At 71.6% G+C, this 18,763-nt stretch carries 15 protein-coding genes; 8 read left to right on the plus strand and 7 right to left on the minus strand.

Annotated elements, in window-relative coordinates:
• Positions 1 to 192 precede the first annotated feature (192 nt).
• The 4 genes from ACIBH1_RS06425 to ACIBH1_RS06440 all read right to left on the minus strand — a co-directional run bounded on the left by ACIBH1_RS06425 (position 193) and on the right by ACIBH1_RS06440 (position 4,540).
• Positions 193 to 984, minus strand: coding sequence for a M23 family metallopeptidase (locus ACIBH1_RS06425; RefSeq protein WP_397312544.1), 792 nt, complete (start codon positions 982 to 984; stop codon positions 193 to 195).
• A 677-nt stretch (positions 985 to 1,661) separates the two neighbouring features.
• Complete coding sequence (gene dnaG, locus ACIBH1_RS06430) at positions 1,662 to 3,503, minus strand: DNA primase (RefSeq protein WP_397312545.1); 1,842 nt, start codon at positions 3,501 to 3,503, stop codon at positions 1,662 to 1,664.
• Between the two features lie 97 nt (positions 3,504 to 3,600).
• Complete coding sequence (locus tag ACIBH1_RS06435; protein WP_397312546.1) at positions 3,601 to 4,035, minus strand: VOC family protein; 435 nt, start codon at positions 4,033 to 4,035, stop codon at positions 3,601 to 3,603.
• Between the two features lie 19 nt (positions 4,036 to 4,054).
• Entirely contained in the window at positions 4,055 to 4,540 is a 486-nt protein-coding gene (locus ACIBH1_RS06440; RefSeq protein WP_397312547.1) for a MarR family winged helix-turn-helix transcriptional regulator, read from the minus strand.
• Positions 4,541 to 4,577: 37 nt separating this feature from the next.
• On the opposite strand from ACIBH1_RS06440, the gene ACIBH1_RS06445 reads away from it, so the two are divergent.
• The 7 genes from ACIBH1_RS06445 (at position 4,578) to ACIBH1_RS06475 (ending at position 12,489) form a co-directional block, all read left to right on the plus strand.
• On the plus strand, positions 4,578 to 5,435 hold the full coding sequence (locus ACIBH1_RS06445) for an NAD(P)H-binding protein (protein WP_397312548.1): 858 nt from the start codon (positions 4,578 to 4,580) through the stop codon (positions 5,433 to 5,435).
• A 323-nt stretch (positions 5,436 to 5,758) separates the two neighbouring features.
• Positions 5,759 to 6,862 (plus strand): RNA polymerase sigma factor RpoD, encoded by a 1,104-nt coding sequence (gene rpoD, locus ACIBH1_RS06450; protein ID WP_376771722.1) that lies wholly within the window; start codon positions 5,759 to 5,761, stop codon positions 6,860 to 6,862.
• A 225-nt stretch (positions 6,863 to 7,087) separates the two neighbouring features.
• The gene (locus tag ACIBH1_RS06455; protein WP_397312549.1) at positions 7,088 to 8,005 is read left to right on the plus strand and encodes a sensor histidine kinase; all 918 of its coding nucleotides are present in this window, start codon (positions 7,088 to 7,090) and stop codon (positions 8,003 to 8,005) included.
• Positions 8,002 to 8,724: a response regulator transcription factor gene (locus ACIBH1_RS06460; RefSeq protein WP_397312550.1), complete on the plus strand. Its 723-nt coding sequence runs from the start codon at positions 8,002 to 8,004 to the stop codon at positions 8,722 to 8,724. The genes ACIBH1_RS06455 and ACIBH1_RS06460 overlap by 4 nt, the downstream gene beginning before the upstream one ends.
• Positions 8,725 to 8,774: 50 nt before the next feature.
• Entirely contained in the window at positions 8,775 to 9,788 is a 1,014-nt protein-coding gene (locus ACIBH1_RS06465; RefSeq protein WP_397312551.1) for an ABC transporter substrate-binding protein, read from the plus strand.
• On the plus strand, positions 9,785 to 11,428 hold the full coding sequence (locus ACIBH1_RS06470; RefSeq protein ID WP_397312552.1) for an ABC transporter permease: 1,644 nt from the start codon (positions 9,785 to 9,787) through the stop codon (positions 11,426 to 11,428). The genes ACIBH1_RS06465 and ACIBH1_RS06470 overlap by 4 nt, the downstream gene beginning before the upstream one ends.
• Positions 11,425 to 12,489 (plus strand): ABC transporter ATP-binding protein, encoded by a 1,065-nt coding sequence (locus tag ACIBH1_RS06475; protein ID WP_397312553.1) that lies wholly within the window; start codon positions 11,425 to 11,427, stop codon positions 12,487 to 12,489. The genes ACIBH1_RS06470 and ACIBH1_RS06475 overlap by 4 nt, the downstream gene beginning before the upstream one ends.
• A gap of 26 nt (positions 12,490 to 12,515) precedes the next feature.
• Here the strand turns inward: ACIBH1_RS06475 and ACIBH1_RS06480 are convergent, their stop codons facing one another.
• A complete protein-coding gene (locus ACIBH1_RS06480) occupies positions 12,516 to 15,392 on the minus strand; it encodes a BTAD domain-containing putative transcriptional regulator (RefSeq protein WP_397312554.1) in 2,877 nt (958 codons plus the stop codon).
• 337 nt (positions 15,393 to 15,729) lie between these two features.
• Positions 15,730 to 16,320 carry a helix-turn-helix domain-containing protein gene (locus ACIBH1_RS06485; RefSeq protein WP_397312555.1) on the minus strand — a complete coding sequence of 197 codons (591 nt, stop codon included), beginning with the start codon at positions 16,318 to 16,320 and terminating at the stop codon, positions 15,730 to 15,732.
• A 79-nt stretch (positions 16,321 to 16,399) separates the two neighbouring features.
• Between ACIBH1_RS06485 and ACIBH1_RS06490 the strand changes: the two genes are divergently transcribed.
• Positions 16,400 to 18,013, plus strand: a complete 1,614-nt coding sequence (locus tag ACIBH1_RS06490) for an FAD-dependent oxidoreductase (RefSeq protein ID WP_397312556.1) — start codon at positions 16,400 to 16,402, stop codon at positions 18,011 to 18,013.
• An 18-nt stretch (positions 18,014 to 18,031) separates the two neighbouring features.
• Here ACIBH1_RS06490 and ACIBH1_RS06495 read toward each other — a convergent pair whose 3' ends face one another.
• Positions 18,032 to 18,763, minus strand: coding sequence for a class I SAM-dependent methyltransferase (locus tag ACIBH1_RS06495; protein ID WP_397312557.1), 732 nt, complete (start codon positions 18,761 to 18,763; stop codon positions 18,032 to 18,034).

Here is an 18,763-nt window from a genome sequence, read left to right on the forward strand (position 1 = left end):
CCGTCAGGGCACCGCTGCCCGGTGCCCTGGTCTGGCGTGGTCTGCCCTCGTGCCGTGGTCTGCCCTCGTGCCGTGGCCTGCCCTATGCGCTGGACTGCCCCGCGCCCTGGCCTGCCCTATGGCTGGACCGCCCTGCGCCCTGGCCTGCCGCGGTGCCCTGTGCCTGGCGGTCGCCCGAGGGCACCGGCCCGCTCAGGCGGGGAAGGTCGTCGGCTGCGCGGTCGGCTCCGGCGTGGGCTGCGGCCTTGGCGGCTCCTCTTCCCGCTCGGGTTTCCTGGTCGGCTTCTTCGCCGAACACTGCACCGTGCAGCCCGGCGTCTCGCCGACCTTGCCACGCAACTCGAACGTCTCCTGCCGGGGGGAGAACGTCGCGTTCCCCTCCCGCCACGCGTCGAGGTAGTTCCACGGATTGACCATGCCCCGCCGTACCCACCAGTAGGCGGGCCCGGTCTTCCACGAGATCGCGAAGTACAGGTTGGTCGCGGTGTCGCGAGCGTTGCCGGTGTTGCCCACCGTGCCCAGCTGCTGCCCCGCCTTGACCTTCACCCCCGGCCGGATCCCCTCGTCGATGGTGTCGAGGTGCCCGCCCAGATAGCGGACGCCGTCCTCGCCGATGACCGTGACGAACCGCCCCTCCCGCGTGGCACCCGCGTCGACGCTCGGCCTCCACCGGTTCTGCAGGTTCACCTCATCGACGACCCCGTCGACGGGCGAGACGAACGCGCAGCCGCGCCCCGCCCAGATCGTCGTCTTCGGCAACACGAGCAGCCTCTTCTGGTAGCTCGTGCTGCAGCCCTTGACGGGGAAGACGTAGGAGTACTTGGAGAGCTTGGGCGGCGGCACCTTCACCGGCTCCTCGGCGGGCGGCTTGATCGCCCCCGCCTGGTGCTCGCTGGTCGGCACCGTCGTCGCCGTCGTCTCCGGGATCGTCGCCGTCACCGACGGACTCGCCACCGGCGGCGTCTCCGGGGGCTTGGTGGCCACCCCAGCCACGCCTGTGCCCTGGGCACACGCGCTGGTGAGCAGCAACACAGCCGCAAGTCCGCCTATATGCCCCGATCGCATGATCCTCACCTGTGTCACCGTATCGAACGACAACCTTTACCTTTGTAGCCGACTTGGGGATAGGTCATGACCTGTTTGACTGTTTCGCCTTCGTACTGTGCTTCTTGCCTGCCCGCCCCCTCCCTCGGCCCACCCGTGGCGCGATTCCGGGGTCACCCGCCTGACGCCCACCCGTGAGGTGCTCGCTCCGCTCGCGCGCCTTCTTCCGGCCCAGGCTGCGCCCGGGCAGCCCACGGTGGAGCGGGTTTGTGGGCGTTCGATCGTGGCCGTTGTGGTGTGGGTGAGCGGGTCAGGCGGGGTTTGCTGTCGGGCCCTGTCTTGAGGAAGACGATGACGTTGGTTGGTGGGGCGAGGGGCTGTGTTGTAGGACTGGCCCGGCGATAAACACGCAGGTCACGAAGAGTGCTGCCTGCGCACGCGGGGATGGTCCCGCGTTCGGCCCCAAGCTCCGCGACGTCGGCGTGTGCTCCCCGCGCACGCGGGTTGCCCACCCGCGATGCCTGCGAGCTGTGGGTGCAACGACGTGCTGCCACCCTTAGGGCGGCGCTACCAGCCCCACCCCTCACAACCACCCAAGCGACCCACCCCCCGCCCGCCTAGCTCCCCGCAGCCCGCTCTCTCAGCACCCGCCGCTGCTGTTCCAACGCCACCAGCTCCCCGAACAGCCGGTTGTACTCCGCCTGCTCGTCCACCGGGTTCAGCCGCTGCATCCGCGACTTGGCCTGGGCGATCGCCCGGTCGACGGCCACCGCCTCGATGGCCGCGAGCATCGCCGACCCGTACCTCTCCTCCACGTGCGACTCGGCCCGGATCGGGTCGACCGCGAACCGTGTGATCAACCCCCGCGCCGCCTCGTCGGGCGCCTCGGACAGCAGCGCGTCGACCCACTCGCGGCCGCCGTGCCCGGCGCGGTCCATCCCGCCCGCGGCGACGATGATCTTGTGTACCGCCACGTGGTCGGGCGCCGTGAACGCGTCGGGCTCCAGGGTGTCGAATCGGGGCCCGAGCAGCGCGGGCCGCTGGACGGCGAGCTTGATCAGCTCCGCCTCCACCCGCACGTGCGGGTCGACGGGCGCCTGACGCGGGGCCCGCTGGGGCCGGCCGGCCTGGGCGTTGCCGACCTCGGCGATGCGCTGCATGACGAATCGTTCGTCCATGAAGCCCAGCCACCGGTCGAGGTCGATGGCGTAGCGCTTGCGCAGCCCGACGTCCTTGATGCCCGCCACGATCGGGGCCGCGGCGTCGAGCGCCGCGATCTTGCCCTCGTTGCTGCGCAGGTCGTAGCGCCGGATCGTGCTGCGGATGGCGAACTGGAACAGCGGCTCACGCGACGCGATCAGGTCGCGCACCGCCGCATCGCCCTGCTTGACCCGCAGGTCGCAGGGGTCGAGCCCGTCGGCCTGCACGGCGACGTAGGTCTGGGTGACGAACTTCTGCTCGTCGGCGAACGCCCGCAGCGCCGCCTTCTGGCCCGCCTCGTCGCCGTCGAAGGTGAAGATCACCTCGCCGCGGAACTCGGCCTGGTCGAGCAGGAAGCGCCGCAGCACCTTGATGTGCTCTTCGCCGAAGGCCGTGCCGCACGTGGCCACCGCCGTCGGCACGCCCGACAGGTGGCAGGCCATCACGTCGGTGTAGCCCTCGACGATCACGGCCTGCAGCCGCTTGGAGATCTCCCGCTTGGCCAGGTCGATGCCGTACAGCACCTGCGACTTCTTGTAGAGCGGCGACTCCGGGGTGTTCAGGTATTTGGGGCCCTCGTCGGAGTCGAGCAGCTTGCGCGCCCCGAACCCGATCACGTCGCCGGTGGCGTCGCGAATCGGCCACATCAGCCGCCCGCGGAAGCGGTCCATCGGCCCCCGGCGGCCCTCCTTGGCCAGCCCGCCCTTGACGATCTCGTCGGCGGTGAACCCCCGCGCCAGCAGGTGCCGGGTCAGCCCTTCCCACTCGTTGGGGGAGTATCCGACCCCGAACACCTCGGCGTCGGCCCGCTCGAAGCCACGCTCGGACAGGAACTTGCGCCCGGGCGCCGCGTCGGGCGCCACGAGCCGCTCCATGTAGAACTCCGCGGCGACCTTGTGCGCTTCGACGAGCCGGGCGCGCTCGCCGTGGTCACGCTTGGGTACGTAGCCGCCCTGTTCGTACTGGAGCTGGATGCCCGCCCGCTGGGCCAGGCGCTCGACGGCCTCGGTGAAGGAGAGGTGATCGATCTCCTCCACGAACTTGATCACGTCGCCGCCCGCCTGGCAGCCGAAGCAGAAGTACATCCCGCGTTCGGGGGTGACGTTGAACGAGGGGCTCTTCTCGTCGTGGAAGGGGCACAGGCCCTTCAGGTTGCCGCCCCCGGCGTTGCGGAGCTGCACGTAGTCACCGACGACCGAGTCGATCGGGGAGCGTTCACGAACTAGTGCGATATCGACGTCACGGATCCGGCCTGCCACGCCAGCGAGTCTATTGGCCCCAGGCGACAGATTCCGACCCATCCGGTACGGCCTGGCATACACATCCTTCCGCGCCGCGGTGACACGGAACGGGACCTCAGTCGAGACAGAACTCGTTCCCTTCCACGTCCTGCATGACGATGCACGACTCGTTCACCTCGTCCGCCTCCAGCAGGCGCACCCGCACCGCCCCCAGCGCCACGAGCCGGGCGCATTCCGCCTCCAGGACGGCCAGGCGCTCCGCGCCCACGAGCCCGGTGCCGGCCCGGACGTCGAGGTGCACCCGGTTCTTGACGACCTTCCCCTCGGGCACCCGTTGGAAGAACAGGCGCGGCCCCACTCCGGTGGGGTCGCTGCACGCGAACCACGCGCCGCGCTCCTCGGGGGGCAGCGTGCGGGCGTGGTCGTCCCAGGTGGCGAATCCCTCGGGCGGGGGCGGCGGAACGTATCCGAGCACCTCGCACCAGAAGCGGGCGACCCGCTCGGGATCCGCGCAGTCGAACGTGACCTGGACCTTCTTCACAGACGGCATCGTTCCACCCTAACGGTGCTCATTCGTCCTCCAGCTGGCGCGTGGCCACGTCTCCGGCGCTCGTGGTGCGGCGCAGAAAGGTGGCGATCAGTTCGAGCTCGGACTCGGTGTAGTCCGCGCAGATCTGATCCATCTGCTGGTTCATCCCCGAGAAGAGCTGGTACAGCTCCGCGTTGCGCTCCTTGCGCGCCCGGATGGTGACGGCGCGCCTGTCGGGGTTGTCCGGGTCGCGTTCGCGGGTGATCCAGCCGCCGCGCTGCAGGCGGTCGAGCACGCCGGTCACGGTCGCCGGATGCAGCCCGGCGCGGCGGGCCAGGGCGCTGGGAGTCAGCGGGCCGTACCTGTTGAGCAGGTCGACGCAGTTCCAGTCGACGTCCTTGAGCTCGGCCCGGGCACCGAAGCGGCGGTTGAGGAGCGACAGCTGGATGTTGAGATCGCGCAGGGCCTCGCGGACGTCGGTCACGAGCCGACGGCGGTCGCTGGAGCCAGGTGTTACGTAGCTCATATTGTATGACTCTCGTATTAAGTCGTATGGTTTCCATATGATACGACACACAGAAGAACTCGTCCTGGTCACCGGAGCGACCGGGCTGGTGGGACGTCCGCTGGTGGACCTGCTCCTCGCTCAAGGGGTCCGCGTGCGGGCGGTCAGCCGTCGGCCGGAGGAGGCCGGGCAGCCGGACAAGGTGGAGGTCGTCGCGCCTGGGACCGGGATGTTCGAGGGGGTGCGCAGCGTGTTCCTCAACCCCCGGGCCGTGGGGCTGCGGGCGGCGGAGTTCCTTGAGCAAGCGCGCAGGGGCGGGGCCGTCAAGGTGGTGGCGATGTCGGCGCTCAACGTCGACCACCCGCTGGAGCACCAGCCCTCGCGGCAGCGCGGGGACTTCAACAAGGAGGCCGAGGAGGCGGCGGTCGCCTCGGGGCTGGACTGGTGCGCGCTGCGGTCCGGGTACTACGCGGTCAACACCGTCAGCCAGTGGGGAGCGCAGATCCGGGCGGGCGACGTCGTGCGCAGCCCGTTCCCGGAGGCGGCGTGGGCGCCGTTGCACGAGCGGGACCTGGCCGCGGTGGCGGCGCACGCTCTGCTCGGCGACGAGCTGCTGGGGCGGCGGCCGGTGCTGACCGGGCCACGGGCGCTGACGCAGCAGGAGATGGTCGAGGCCATCGGGGCGGCGATCGGGAGGCCGCTGCGGTATCAGGCGGTCTCCGCGCAGGCCGCCGAGCACGGGCTCGTGCGGCAGGGGTTCTCCGAGGGGGCGGCCCGGGGATTCATCGCGATGCAGGGGCTGTCATACCTCCAGCCGGGGCTGGTCTCGCCCGAGGTGGAGGAGATTCTCGGACGGCCTGCACTGGGGTTCGAACAGTGGGCCGTCGAGCACGCGGCGGACTTCGACGCCGGGTGATACTCCTCATTACGGCGCATGCCGTATGTGATCCACGCGCCCTAAAGGATGATCTTTATCGCCATTCCCGGTCGGCCGGGGGAGAATTCGGTAGAACGCACGCACCAACGTCGTCCTGGCCCCTCTGACCTCGGACGACCGCGCAATAGGCATTACTTTCCTGATCAAACTCCGGCCAAACCTTGCCCAGATATCAATTTGGTAATGATGCACGGCTTACCTTCTGTGACAAAAATAGGTCTGCCATTTTCACTTACCAATACTGCAGACTGTGTCCCGTGGGTGCATCGGTGCTGCCAAGTGGACCGCCTTCGGTAGATCAGGTGGCGGACCTCGTCGCGAAAGGAAGGGAGCGCGGAAGCGTAACCGTCGATGACGTCGCAGCCGCGCTTGACCGATCCGAGCTTCCCTCCGACGCGCTCGAACGCGTCGTGCGGATGCTCGCCGAGAACGGCGTGGAGGTGCTCGAGCCTCAGGGCGACGAGGACGTCGTCCGCGCCGATGAGGAGGACGTAGGCAAGCGGGCGCCGACCAGCGACCTGGTCCGCATCTACCTCAGGGAGATCGGCAGGGTCCCGCTGCTCACCGCCGAGGAGGAGGTGGAACTCGCCAAATCGATCGAGGCCGGACTCTTCGCCGAGGACAAGCTCGGCGGCGGTGTCTCACGGCTGGCCTTCCCGGAGTTCAGGGAACTCGTGTGGGAGGGCACCAGGGCCAAGCAGCGGCTGATCGAGGCCAACCTGCGGCTCGTGGTCTCCATCGCCAAACGTTACGTCGGGCGCGGCATGCTCTTCCTGGACCTCATCCAGGAGGGCAATCTCGGCCTGATCCGCGCGGTGGAGAAGTTCGACTACACCAAGGGCTACAAGTTCTCCACCTACGCCACGTGGTGGATCCGCCAGGCGATCACGCGAGCGATAGCGGATCAGGCGAGGACCATCCGGATCCCCGTGCACATGGTGGAGACGATCAACAAGCTGGTCCGGGTGCAGCGGCAGCTGCATCAGGACTACGGCCGCGAGCCGACGCCCGAGGAGATCGCGAAGGAGATGGACCTTCCGGTCGACCGCGTGGTGGAGATCCAGCGCATCGCGCAGGAACCGGTCTCGCTGCAGTCGCCCATCGGTGAAGAGGACTCCGACCTCGGTGACTTCATCGAGGACGCCGACGCCGTCGTGCCCATGGAGGCCGCGGCCTTCATCATGCTGCAGGATCAGCTCGACGACATCCTGGCCACGCTCTCCGACCGCGAGCAGCGCATCATCCAGTTGCGCTTCGGGCTGGCCGACGGCCATCCGCGGACGCTGGAGGAGGTCGGTCGCGAGTTCGGCGTCACGCGCGAGCGCATCAGGCAGATCGAGTCCAAGACCCTGGCCAAGCTCCGGCATCCGACCAGGGCGCAGATGCTGCGCGACTACCTCGACTGACGAGGCGCCCCGACTGAGGGGGATCCCCCGGCCACCACGGCCGGGGGATCTTTTCGTACGGCACGCGCCAAGCGCGCCGACCGGCATGAGCGCGACACGACGTCCGGCTCCCGCGCGACATGACGACCGGCTCCAGCGCGACACGACGACCGGGCTCCCGCGCGACACGACGTCCGGCATCCGCGCCCCTTCCCCCGCGTCGCCCGCCCCGCGACAATCGGCCCTATGCCGCCCCTCCCGCGCCGATGGTTACGACTCACCGCGCTAGGAGGCGCCGCCGCCTTCCTCACCCTCCCGCGCCGCTGGTTGTGGCTCGCCGCCCTGGCCGGCGCCGCCGCCTGTCTCGTCCTCCTGACCCTCGCCCACCCGGTCCCCGCCGCCGTCCTGGCGGGTGTCGTGGCGGGCGCGCTGGGCACGCTGGCCCTCGCCCGCCGTACGCTCCTGGACCGTCAGGCGGAGACCGCCCGCCTGACGGCGCAGCTCCAGAGCCGCGCCGACCAGGTCAGCGCCCTCGGGCACGAGCTGAAGACACCCCTGAGCACGATCAAGGCCGCCGCCGACATGCTCCAGGAGGGCACGCTGACCGGCAGGCAGGCCGACTTCCTGCGCATCATCGACCTGCAGTGCGCCCAGGTGATCCACCTGTGCGAGAGCCTGCTGATCCATGCCCGCCTGGAGTCGGGCCTGTTCGAGCCGTCCTTCGAGCGGGCGGACCTGAGCCGCCTGACCCGCGAGGTGGTCGCCGCGATGCGGCCGCTGTGCGCGCAGAACGACCAGCGCATCACCCTGGACACCCCGCAGGTGACGCCCGAGGTGCGGGCCGATCCGAGGCTGCTGCAGGCGGCGGTGACGAACCTGCTGGCGAACGCGAGCCGCTTCACCACGGTCGGCGGGCGCATCGCCGTACGGGTCGCGGTGATCGACACCGGCATCGCCCTCTACGTCACCGACGACGGCGCGGGCATGACCCGCGAGCAGCGCAGGGCGCTGTTCCGCCCGTTCACCACCAGCCGGCCGCTCGGGGACGGCACCGGTCTCGGCCTGGTCCTCACCAAGACGATCATCGAGCTCCACGGAGGCGCGATCATGGTCGACACGGCGGCGATGAAGGGCACGACCATCCTGGTCACGGTGCCCCGATGAGGCGCGCGGTGGTGCTCGTCGTCGACGACAACCCGCAGATGGCGATGATCGTCGCGATGGCCCTGGAGACGGCCGCCTTCGACGTGCTGGTCGCGCACGACGGCGCCACGGCGCTCAACCTGCTCAACACCACCCGCGTCGACCTGGTGGTGCTCGACATCACCATGCCCGCGATGGACGGGCTGACCGTCCTGGGGATCATCCGCACCCGGTGGGCGCACCTGCCGGTGATGTTCCTGACCGGCCGCGACAGCCCCGACGACGTGGTGGCCGGCCTGGAGCGGGGCGCCGACGACTACGTCGTGCTGCCCTTCCACCCGCGCGAGCTGACCCTGCGGGCCAAGGCCCTGGTACGGCGCAGCGGACGCGACGACCGGGTCATCCGCAACGGCAAGCTCACGATCGACCTGGCGGGCCGGGAGGCGTACCTGAACGGGCGGCGGCTGGAGCTGAGCGACCTGGACTTCGTGGTGCTGTCGATCCTGGGCCGGAATCGGGGCGCTCCCGTGAAGTGGAGCGACCTGTGGGAGCAGGCCTGGCAGACCGTCGACCTGCACGGCGCCTACGACGTGGTGAAGTCGCAGATCTACCGGCTGCGCATGAAACTGGCCGCGGTCGACCCGGGCACCGTCTACATCCGCACGATCAGGGGCGTCGGCTACCTGATGCCGGTGCTCGGGGAGGGAGGCGGCGGTGAAGGTGACGACGGCCTCACCTAACCTCACCTGGCGTTCACCGGCGGCCCGTCGCGCGAACCTACCGTGAGGCCATGAAGAAGACCTTAGCCGTCCCCATCGCCCTCACCCTGGCGAGCGCCGCCGCCTGCTACGGCGGCGGCAAGGACCGGATCACGATCGCCTGCGGCGCCCACGAGCAGTGGTGCGCCACCATGACCCGGCGCTTCGCCGAGCAGACCGGCATCGAGGCCGACTTCGTCCGCCTGTCGAGCGGCGAGGCGCTGGCCCGCATCAAGGCCGCGCGCGGCAAGCCCGAGTTCGACGCCTGGCACGGGGGCCCGGCCGACGGATACGAGGCGGCCAAGAAGGAGGGCCTGCTGGAGCCGTACCTCTCGCCGGAGGCGGCGCGGATCAAGCCCGAGTGGCGCGACCCCGGCGGCGCGTGGACCGGGGTGTACCTGGGCGTCCTGGGCTTCTGCAACAACCCGGACGTGCTCGCCGAGACCGGGCTGGGGCCGGTCACCAGCTGGCGGGCCCTGCTCGACGAGCGGCTGCGCAAGAACGTGGGCGTTGCGCATCCGGCCACCTCGGGCACGGGCTACACGGTGATGTGGACGCAGGTGGCGCTCGGCGGCGGCGACCAGGATGCGGGCCTCGACTACCTGCGGCGCCTGCACCCGAACGTGCTGCAGTTCAACAAGTCGGGCAACGCCGCCGCCCAGCAGGCGGGCAGGGGCGAGGTGGGGGTGGGGGTCGTCTTCTCCCACGACTGCGTCGCCCAGCAGCAGCAGGGTTACACCAAGCTGCGGGTGACCTTCCCCGAGGAGGGCACGGGCTACGAGATCGGCGCCGTCGCGGTGATCAAGGGGGCTCGCAACGCGCAGGGGGCACGCGCCTACGTGGACTGGGCGCTGAGCGCCGAGTCGCAGCGCCTGGGGCCCACGGTGGGCTTCTACGCGCTGCCCACCAACGCCGGGGTCACGCCCGACTCCAAGGCGGCCGACCTGTCGAAGATCACGCTGGTCGACTACGACGTGCCTGGGGCGGGACAGGCCAAGCCGGGGCTCGTCAGGCGCTTCGAGGACGAGATCATGGCGGCCTCGTGAGCCGCGAGCGCCGTGAGCGCGGCGGGCGCCTGCCGGTCAGGATCGCGATCGGGGCGGCGGCGGCCCTGGTCCTGGCCGGCACCGTCTACCCGTTGGCCAACGTCCTGGCCGAGGCCGCCACCCCGGCGGCGCTGCCGCGATACGCGCGCCTGCTGTCGGCCTCCGACCTCGGCATCCTGCGCAACACGCTGGTGCTCGGCCTCCTGGTCGCGACCGCGGGCACCGCGCTCGGCCTGCTGTTCGCGTTCGTCCAGACCCGGCTGGACGTGCCGGGCAAGCGCCTGCTGCACTGGATCGCCCTGATCCCCATGGTCAGCCCGCCGTTCGCGGTCGCCACCGCGACCGTGGTCCTGTACGGCAGGCGCGGCCTGGTCACCCACGGCCTGTTCGGACTCGACTACGACATCTACGGCCTCGACGGCCTGGTCCTGGTGTTGTCGCTGTCGTTCTTCCCCGTCGCCTACCTCGGCCTGCTCGGCATGATGCGCGCCCTGGACCCGGCGATGGAGGAGGCGGCGATGAACCTGGGCGCCTCCCGGAGGCGCGTCTTCCGCACGCTCGTCCTGCCGCTGCTGGCCCCCGGCCTGGCCGCGCCGTTCCTGCTGCTGTTCGTGGAGGCGATCGCCGACCTGGCCAACCCGCTGGTGCTGGGCGGCGACTACGTGGTGCTGGCCAGCCGCGCCTACCTGGCGGTGACGGGGGAGTACGACACGACGTCGGCGGCCGTCTACAGCCTGGTCCTGCTGGTGCCCGCGATCGGCCTGTATCTGGCGCAGCGCCACTGGGTCGGGCGCAAGGTGCGCGTCACCGTCACCGGCAAGCCCGCGGGGCGGGTGCACCTGGTGAGGGGCTGGGCGCGCTGGCCCTTCTACGGCCTGGCGGTGCTGGTCGCCCTGGTCATCGTGAGCCTGTACGGCACGGTGCTCGCGGGCTCGGTGACCGAGGTGTTCGGCGTCGACTTCACGCTCACGCTGGACCACCTGCGGGTGGCACTGGGCAGCGAGGCCATCGCCGACACCACCGTGCTGGCGGCCGTGGCCACGCCCATCGCGGGACTGGCCGGGCTGGTCATGGCGTGGCTGGCCGTACGGCATCTGCGCGCTGGGTCGGGCTGGCTGGACTTCGCCGGCACCCTCGGCATCGCCGTGCCCGGCACCGTGCTCGGCATCGGCTACGTGCTCGCCTACCGCTCCGACCTGGAGATCGGCGGCGTCACCGTGCTGCCGGGGCTGGTCGGCGGCGGCGCGGTCGCGGGCGGGTCGCTGGCGATCGTCCTGGCCTTCGTGGTCAGGAGCGTGCCCGCGGGGCTGCGCACCGCCACCGGCGCGCTGGCCCAGCTCCATCCCAGCCTGGAGGAGGCCTCCACGGGGCTGGGCGCCCGGCCGTTCCAGACCTTCCGCAGGGTCACGCTGCCGCTCATCAGGCCGGCCCTGCTGACCGGGCTCAGCTACGGCTTCGCCCGCTGCATGACCTCGATGTCGACCATCGTCTTCCTCGTCACCCCCGACACCAAGATCATCACCGCCCAGGTGCTGAGCGCCGCCGGCATGGGCTACTACGGCGTCGCCTTCGCCTACTGCACCGTGCTCACGGTGATCGTCCTGGCCAGCCTGGCCGCGATCAGAAAGGTGGTCGCATGACCGGCCTGCTCCAGCTGGAGAACCTGACCAAGAGCTTCACCTGGGACGCGCCTCCCGTCGTCGACGACGTGAGCCTGGAGGCGGCGCCCGGCGAGTTCATCACCCTGCTGGGCCCGTCGGGCTGCGGCAAGACCACGACGCTGCGGATCGTCGCCGGCTTCGAGACCGCCACCTCCGGCCGGGTGCTGCTGGACGGCAGGCCGCTCGACGACGTGCCGGCCCAGCGCCGCTCCATGGCCATGGTCTTCCAGAACTACGCCCTCTTCCCGCACCTGACCGTCTTCGACAACGTCGCGTACGGCCTGCGCCTTCGCGACCGCACCCGCGCCGAGCTCACCGAGGCCGTGCGCATCGCCCTGACCAGCATGAACCTCGTCGGCCTCGAAGGGCGTCACCCGCACGAGCTGTCGGGAGGCCAGCAGCAGCGGGTCGCCCTGGCCCGCGCGATGGTGGTGCAGCCGCACGTCCTGCTGTTCGACGAGCCGCTGAGCAACCTCGACGCCAAGCTGCGCGGCGCGATGCGCGCCGAGATCCGCCGCGTGCAGAACCTGCTCGGGATCACCTCGCTCTACGTCACCCACGACCAGGACGAGGCGATGGCGATGTCCGACCGCATCGTGGTGCTCGACCGGGGCCGCGTCGAGCAGATCGGGACTCCGGCCGAGATCTACCTGCGGCCGGCCAGCGTGTTCGTCGCCGACTTCATCGGCAGGGCCAACTTCCTGGAGGTGCCCGCCTCGATGACGGGCGGCCAGGCCGTCGTGACCGTGCTGGGCCGCCGCCAGATAGTCGCCGCCCACCCGCTGCTCACGGGCGACTCGACCGCGTTGCTGATGATCCGGCCCGAGTCGGTCAGCGTCACCCCGACGGCCGTCGAGGGCAACGGGAGCGTCCTGGGCGTCACCTTCCACGGAGCCAGCGTCGACTACCAGGTGGAGACCGCCGGCGGCACGCTGACCTGCACGGTGGCGGGACCGCACCCCGGCGAGCTGCTGGCCGAGGGGACCAACGTCACCGTGTCGTTCGCCGCCGACCGCGCCTACGCCCTGCCCCGCCGCTGAGCCGCTCCGTCGCCGGTCGTGGGAGGTCAGCGGGGGAGCGCTCCGCCGATCGAGTGCTCGTCGTCGGCGGGCTCGTAGTCGAGCCGGGCGGCCAGCGCCTCGGCCTCCCGCCGGTAGCCGGCGGACCGGCTCAGGAGCCCCGCCCGGTGGCAGGCCTGCGCCAGGTCCTCCAGGATCGGCAGGCTGAGGTCGGGGGTGTACTGGTCCCGGCTCAGCTCCAGGGCCGCCTCCCACCAGGAGACCGCCTCCTCGGGCCCGCCCGTGCGGAAGCGCACCGTGCCGATGCCCGCCAGGGCGCGGGTCTCGCTGCGCCGGTCACCCACCAGCCTGCTGGTGCGAAGCGCCTGCTCGAACCGCTCCGTGGCCTGGGCGAGGTCGCCGCCGAGCAGATGGGTGGTGGCCAGCTCGACGAGGGTGACCGACTGGCTCTGCAACGAACCGGTCTCCTCGGCCAGGGCCAGGAGCTCCAGCTGGGCCGTCAGGGCGCGGTCGAACCTGCCGGTCCTGGAGTGGGCGCGCGCCAGCCCCCAGCGGGCCAGGACCTGGGCGAAGAAGTCGTCGTGCGCGAGCGACAGCGCCAGGGCGCGCTCGCACTCGCGCTCGGTCTCGTCGAGCCTGCCCAGGTTGAAGTGGGCGTCGGCCAGGAAGACCCGCGAGACCGCCTCGGCGTGGTGCAGGCCCAGCCGGTGGTAGAGCTCCACGACGCACTCCCGCAGGCGCAGGGCCTGCCGCCTGCGGCCCTGGATGGCGTAGAAGGAGGCGAGGCCGGAGGTGGTGGCCGCCACGCCGAGGTCGTCGCCCGCGGCCTGCGCCGCCGCCACGGCGACGCCGTGCGTGTCGATCCACGCCTGGCCGTGTCCACGGATGAAGAACAGGTGCTGGAGCTCGTGGCAGATGCGCCAGGCGTGCTCGGCCAGGCCGTCGGCGGCGGCCCTGCGCACGGCGGCCACCAGGTTGGCCCGCTCGCCCTCCAGCCACGCCCACGCCCGGTCCACCTCCTCGAACGGCGGCAGCGGCGCCACCGGCACGAAGGCCGACGCGGGCAGGAACGGCGGGCGGAACCAATCGATCACGTCCATGGCGGCGTGCGCGGAACAGGCGTACCAGTCGAGTAGCCGGGTGAGCGCGGCCCGCCGGTCGGCCGGGTCGTCCTCGGCCAGCGACCGCTCGGTGGCGTAGGCGCGCAGCAGGTCGTGCAGGAGGTGGCGCCCGGCGCCGGCGTCCTCGACGAGGGAGACGCGTCGCAGGGCGTCCAGCAGGCGGCGAGCCCCGGTCTCCGACAGGCCGGCCAGGTTGGCCGCGGCGTGCACGTCGAAGTCGGGACCGGGGACGAGCGAGAGCAGGCGGAACAGCCGGGCGGCGGGCACCGGCAGCGCCCGGTAGGACCAGGAGAACACCGTACGGACGTCAGCCAGGGGGTCGCCGTGCGCCTCCAACAGGTCGAGCCGCCCGCTTTCCTCGGCGAGCGCGTCGACGAGCCCGCCGAGCGTCATGCCGGGATGGTCGAGCAGGTGCTCGGCGGCGATGCGCAACGCCAGCGGCAGCGCGGCGCAGTAGGCGATGAGGGCGCGGCGTGCCTGCGGGTCCTGGCCGGCGCGCTCCTGGCCGAGGAGCCTGTCCAGCAAATCGCCGGCCTCGTCGTGGGACAGCGGGCTCAGGCGCAGGCGGCGGGCGCCGTCGCGGGCCACCAGCCCGGGCAGGCTGTCGCGGCCCGTCACCAGGACCAGATGCCCCGCCGTACCGGGCAGCAGCGGGCGGACCTGCTCGGCGGTGCGGGCGTTGTCGAGGAGGATGAGCATGCGCTTGCCGGCCAGGACGCTGCGGTAGAGGGCGGCGCGCTCGTCAGGGGAGTGCGGCACCGTCTCGACGCCCAGGCCGCGCAGGAGCAGGTCGAGGGCGGCACCCGGCGACAGCGGGTCGAGGGGGTCGTAGCCGCGCAGGTTGAGGTGGAGCTGGCCGTCGGGGAAGCGCCCGGCCGCGCGGTGCGCCCAGTGGACGGCGAGCGCGGTCTTGCCGACGCCTGCCGTACCCGAGACCAGGCAGACGACGGGGGAGTCGCCGGGATCCGCGGCGAGCTCGTCGAGCCGGGCGACGGCCTCGCGCCGCCCCGTGAAGGCGGGCACGTCGGGCGGCAGCTGGCGCGGGACGGGAACCCGGACGGCGACGGGAGCGGGGGCGTCGCCGGCGAGGACGGCCTGGTGCACCCGCGCCAGCGCCTCGCCCGGCTCGATCCCGAGCTCGTCGAGCAGCAGCCGGCGGGCGCTCTGGTACTCGGCGAGCGACTCCGACGTACGCCCGGCGCCGTGGAGGGCTGTCATCAGCTGCCCGCGCAGGTGCTCGTTGAGCGGGTGCGCCGTCGCGAGCTGCCTGAGCTCGGCGACCAGTTCGGCGTGCAGCCCCAGCCGCAGGTCCACGTCGATGCGCCCGGTCAGGGCGGCCAGACGCTGCTCCTCCAGCGGGCCGCCCTCGCTCGCCTGGAGGTCGGGGCGCACCCCCACCAGAGCGGGGCCGCGCCACTGCGCCAGGCCGCGCCTGAAGGCGTCGGCCGCCCCGGTCAGGTCTCCCGCGGCCGCGGCGGCGCGGGCGGCGGCCGTCTCGGTGGTGAACACGTCGAGGTCGGACTCGCCCGGCCGCACCCTGAGCAGGTAGCCGGCCGGCGTCCCCACCAGGTCGGCGGGGTCGGGCAGCAACCGGCGGATCGCCCACAGATGCGTGTGCAGGCGCCGCAGCCCGGTCGGAGGGACGTCCAGGCCCCAGACCGCCTCGAGCAACCTGCCGGGCGGCACGACCGTGTTGGCGTTGAGCACCAGGACGGCCAGCAGGCTCCGGGCCTTCAGACCGGGGACGGTGAGCGGCCGCCCGTCGCTCAGGAGCTCCACGGGCCCCAGAATCCGAAATCTCACGCGCCCTCCTTCAGGGAGATCATGGGGGTCTGGAAGGGTTTGAGACAAGGGCTTGACAGGATCGAGAGCGGCTCGTGTGACCATTGTTCTCGAGGATGGAAACAGGCTCGATTGTCATGCTTTATAAGCCTGACAACGGGGCTGACTTTGCGGGGAACACGACAAGCCGGAGTGGGCGTGAGGACACCACTCCGGCTTGTCGCGCTCAAGGGATCAGGCTGACTGTCGTGTTGACATCAACCACGCTGCTCTTGTGCTGAAGGCCATTACTCTTGCTTATTGTCCCGAGTTGGACGTCGAGTCATCCGCTGGATCGGGAATGGCGCGGTATTGGGTGTTACGTGTCCCGGGACTTGGGCCGGGCGCGAAGGTGGGCCCGCTCGCCCTGCGTGCCGAACAGGCTCAGGAACTCCACCGCCTCGTCGTCGGCCGGCCCGAACCAGTGCGGCACGCGCGTGTCGAACTCGGCGGCCTCGCCCGGTTCGAGCACCAGGTCGTGCTCGCCGAGCACGATCCTCAGCCGCCCGTTGAGCACGTACAGCCACTCGTAGCCCTCATGGGTCTGCGGCTCGGGCGACCGGCGCGGGCTGTCGGGCGAGATCACCAGCTTGAACGCCTGGATGCCGCCCGCCCGGCGGGTCAGCGGCAACATCGTCATGCCGTGGCGGCTGATCGGCCGCAGGTGGATGCGCGGGTCTCCGGTCGGCGGGGCGTCGACGAGCTCGTCGAGCGTGACGCCGTACGCCCTGGCCAGCGGCAGGAGCAGCTCCAGCGTGGGGCGCCGCACCCCGGACTCCAGGCGCGACAGGGTGCTCACGGAGATGCCCGTCGTCGCGGCCAGGTCGGTCAGGGTGATGTCGCGCTGGGTGCGCAGCTCGCGCAGGCGGGCGCCGACCGCGTCGAGCGTGGTGTTCAGGTCGTCGTCCATGACGTCAGTTTGCCAGATCGGCAATGAAGTTTGCGAAACGCGTGGGTAGGTTCGCATAGTGGACGCGGAGGTGGTCGAGATGACCGATGAGCTGAACGGCAGCTATGACGTGGTGGTGGTCGGCGGGGGAGCCGCAGGGCTGAACGGGGCGCTGATGCTGGCCCGGTCGCGGCGGTCGGTGGCCGTGATCGACGCGGGGGCTCCGCGCAACGCGCCCGCCGAGGGTGTGCACGGGCTGCTCGCCAGGGAGGGCACCCCTCCCGCCGAGCTGCTGGCGCGCGGCCGTGAGGAGGTCAGGGGTTACGGCGCCCACGTGGTGACCGGCGAGGTCGTCTCGGCCGAGCGCCGCCCGCTCCACGGGCACGGGCACGGGCATGGGCACGGGCATGGGCACGGCCACGGGAGTGCGGCGGAGCACGCCGATGACGAGCACGAGTTCGTGGTCACCCTGGCCGACGGCAGGATCGTGCGGGCGCGACGGTTGCTGGTGACCACCGGGCTGGTCGACGAGCTGCCCCCGATCCCGGGCCTGCGCGAGCGCTGGGGCAAGGACGTGCTCCACTGCCCCTACTGCCACGGCTGGGAGGTGCGCGACCAGGCGATCGGCGTCCTGGCCAGCGGCCCGATGTCGATGCACCAGGCCCTGCTCTTCCGCCAGCTGAGCGACGACGTCACCTACTTCGCCCACACGCGGCCGCTCACCAAGGAGGAAGCCGAGCAGCTGGCGGCACGCGGCATCCGCGTGGTCACCGGCGAGGTGACGGCGGCCGAGTCCACCGGCGGCAGGCTCACGGGCGTACGGCTGGCCGACGGCACGCTGGTCGAGCGGGACGCCCTGGCGGTCGCCACGCGCATGACCGCCCGCGCCGGCATGCTGGAAGGACTGGGCCTGCGAGCGGTCGAGCACCCGAGCGGAGCGGGCGAGCACGTCCCCGCCGACGCCTTCGGCCGTACCGAGGTTCCCGGCCTGTGGGTCGCGGGCAACGTCACCGACCTCATGGCGCAGGTGGGCGCCTCCGCGGCGGCGGGAGCCATGGCCGGGGCGCAGATCAACGCCGACCTGGTCGCCGAGGAGACCAGGTCGGCCGTGGCCGCGGGCAAGCAGTTCTCCCGTGAGTACTGGGAGGAGCGCCACCGCTCCGGCTACCTGCCGGGGAACGTCAACGCGCACCTGGAGAAGGAGAGCGCCGACCTGACCCCTGGCCGGGCCCTGGAGGCGGGCTGCGGCGAGGGGACCGACGCGCGCTGGCTGGCAGGGCGGGGCTGGCGCGTCACCGCGGTCGACATCAGCGCCACCGCGCTCGACAACGCCAGGGCCAAGGACGCCGAGGGCCTGGTCGACTGGCAGCGGGTGGACCTCACGGAGTGGAGGCCCGCGGAGGAGGCCTACGACCTGGTCTACTCCGCGTACGTCCACCCGGCGGGACCGCGCGACGACCTGATGGACCGGCTGGCGGCGGCGGTCGCGCCGGGAGGGACCCTGCTGATCGTCGGGCACCACCCGTCCGACGAGCACAGCGCCGCCCACGCCTCGGGGCCCCAGGTGCACTTCACAGCCGAGGAGGTCGCCGCCGGGCTCGACCCGGCCCGATGGGAGGTGCTGACCGCCGAGGGCAGGACACGCTCGATGCGGGCGCCCGACGGCCGCGAGGCGACCATGCACGACACCGTGCTGCGAGCCCGCAGGCGCTGACGGACGGGTGGGGCGGGGCTAGCGGCGGCGGGCGATCACCAGGTGCTCGCCGTCCGCGTGGCCCAGCGGCTGCCGCTCCCAGCCGCCGTAGATCGCCTCCACGTCGAACCCGGCGGCCTCCAGCGACCCGCGCAGCTCCTCCTCGGTGCGGAACCGCAGGATCCCCGAGCTGGCGAGCCGCTCGCCGGGGAACAGGTAGTGGTGCGCGAAGCTGACGTCGCGCTCCACGACCGAGGTCACCTCGGTCCACCACTCGACCTCCGTCCCGCCGGGCAACCGGGTCACGGTGCGCGACTCCTCCGGGTTCCAGCGCTCCCACCGCCGGTCGCGGGGGTCGCGCGAGTCGAAGACCAGCCGCCCGCCCGGCACGAGGGCTCGCGCCAGGTCGTCGAGCGCGGCGGGCCACTCCTGGTCGAGCAGGAACTGCGCCACGTGCGCCGTCATCAGGGCCAGGTCGAAGGACTGCTCGGGGGCGGCGGACGAGATCCCCTCGATCCATGTCACCCGGTCGGCGCCCGGCTTGGCCCTGGCGGCGTCGAGGGAGGCGCGTGCCGGGTCGACGCCGGTGACCCGGTGCCCCGCCGCGGCCAGCGCGATCGTCACCCGGCCGGTGCCGCATCCCAGGTCCAGCACCCTCGCGCCGGGCGTCTCCCCAGCCACGGCGACGAAGAAGTCGTCGTCCCTGCCCCACCCGAAGGCGGCGTCGTACAGCTCGACCAGGCGCGGATCGTTGAACTCGGCGTTACGCAT

Origin of the sequence: Nonomuraea sp. NPDC050663 (assembly GCF_044456985.1) — a bacterium.
Classification (GTDB): Bacteria; Actinomycetota; Actinomycetes; order Streptosporangiales; family Streptosporangiaceae; genus Nonomuraea.

Excerpts from the sequence above, each read along its gene's own strand:
- ACIBH1_RS06465 (WP_397312551.1), top strand. The coding sequence starts at position 8,775 with ATGAAGAAGACCTTAGCCGTCCCCATCGCCCTCACCCTGGCGAGCGCC.
- ACIBH1_RS06440 (WP_397312547.1), bottom strand. The coding sequence starts at position 4,540 with ATGAGCTACGTAACACCTGGCTCCAGCGACCGCCGTCGGCTCGTGACC.
- ACIBH1_RS06435 (WP_397312546.1), bottom strand. The coding sequence starts at position 4,035 with ATGCCGTCTGTGAAGAAGGTCCAGGTCACGTTCGACTGCGCGGATCCC.
- ACIBH1_RS06475 (WP_397312553.1), top strand. The coding sequence starts at position 11,425 with ATGACCGGCCTGCTCCAGCTGGAGAACCTGACCAAGAGCTTCACCTGG.
- ACIBH1_RS06485 (WP_397312555.1), bottom strand. The coding sequence starts at position 16,320 with ATGGACGACGACCTGAACACCACGCTCGACGCGGTCGGCGCCCGCCTG.
- ACIBH1_RS06495 (WP_397312557.1), bottom strand. The coding sequence starts at position 18,763 with ATGCGTAACGCCGAGTTCAACGATCCGCGCCTGGTCGAGCTGTACGAC.
- ACIBH1_RS06490 (WP_397312556.1), top strand. The coding sequence starts at position 16,400 with ATGACCGATGAGCTGAACGGCAGCTATGACGTGGTGGTGGTCGGCGGG.
- ACIBH1_RS06460 (WP_397312550.1), top strand. The coding sequence starts at position 8,002 with ATGAGGCGCGCGGTGGTGCTCGTCGTCGACGACAACCCGCAGATGGCG.
- ACIBH1_RS06445 (WP_397312548.1), top strand. The coding sequence starts at position 4,578 with ATGATACGACACACAGAAGAACTCGTCCTGGTCACCGGAGCGACCGGG.
- ACIBH1_RS06455 (WP_397312549.1), top strand. The coding sequence starts at position 7,088 with ATGCCGCCCCTCCCGCGCCGATGGTTACGACTCACCGCGCTAGGAGGC.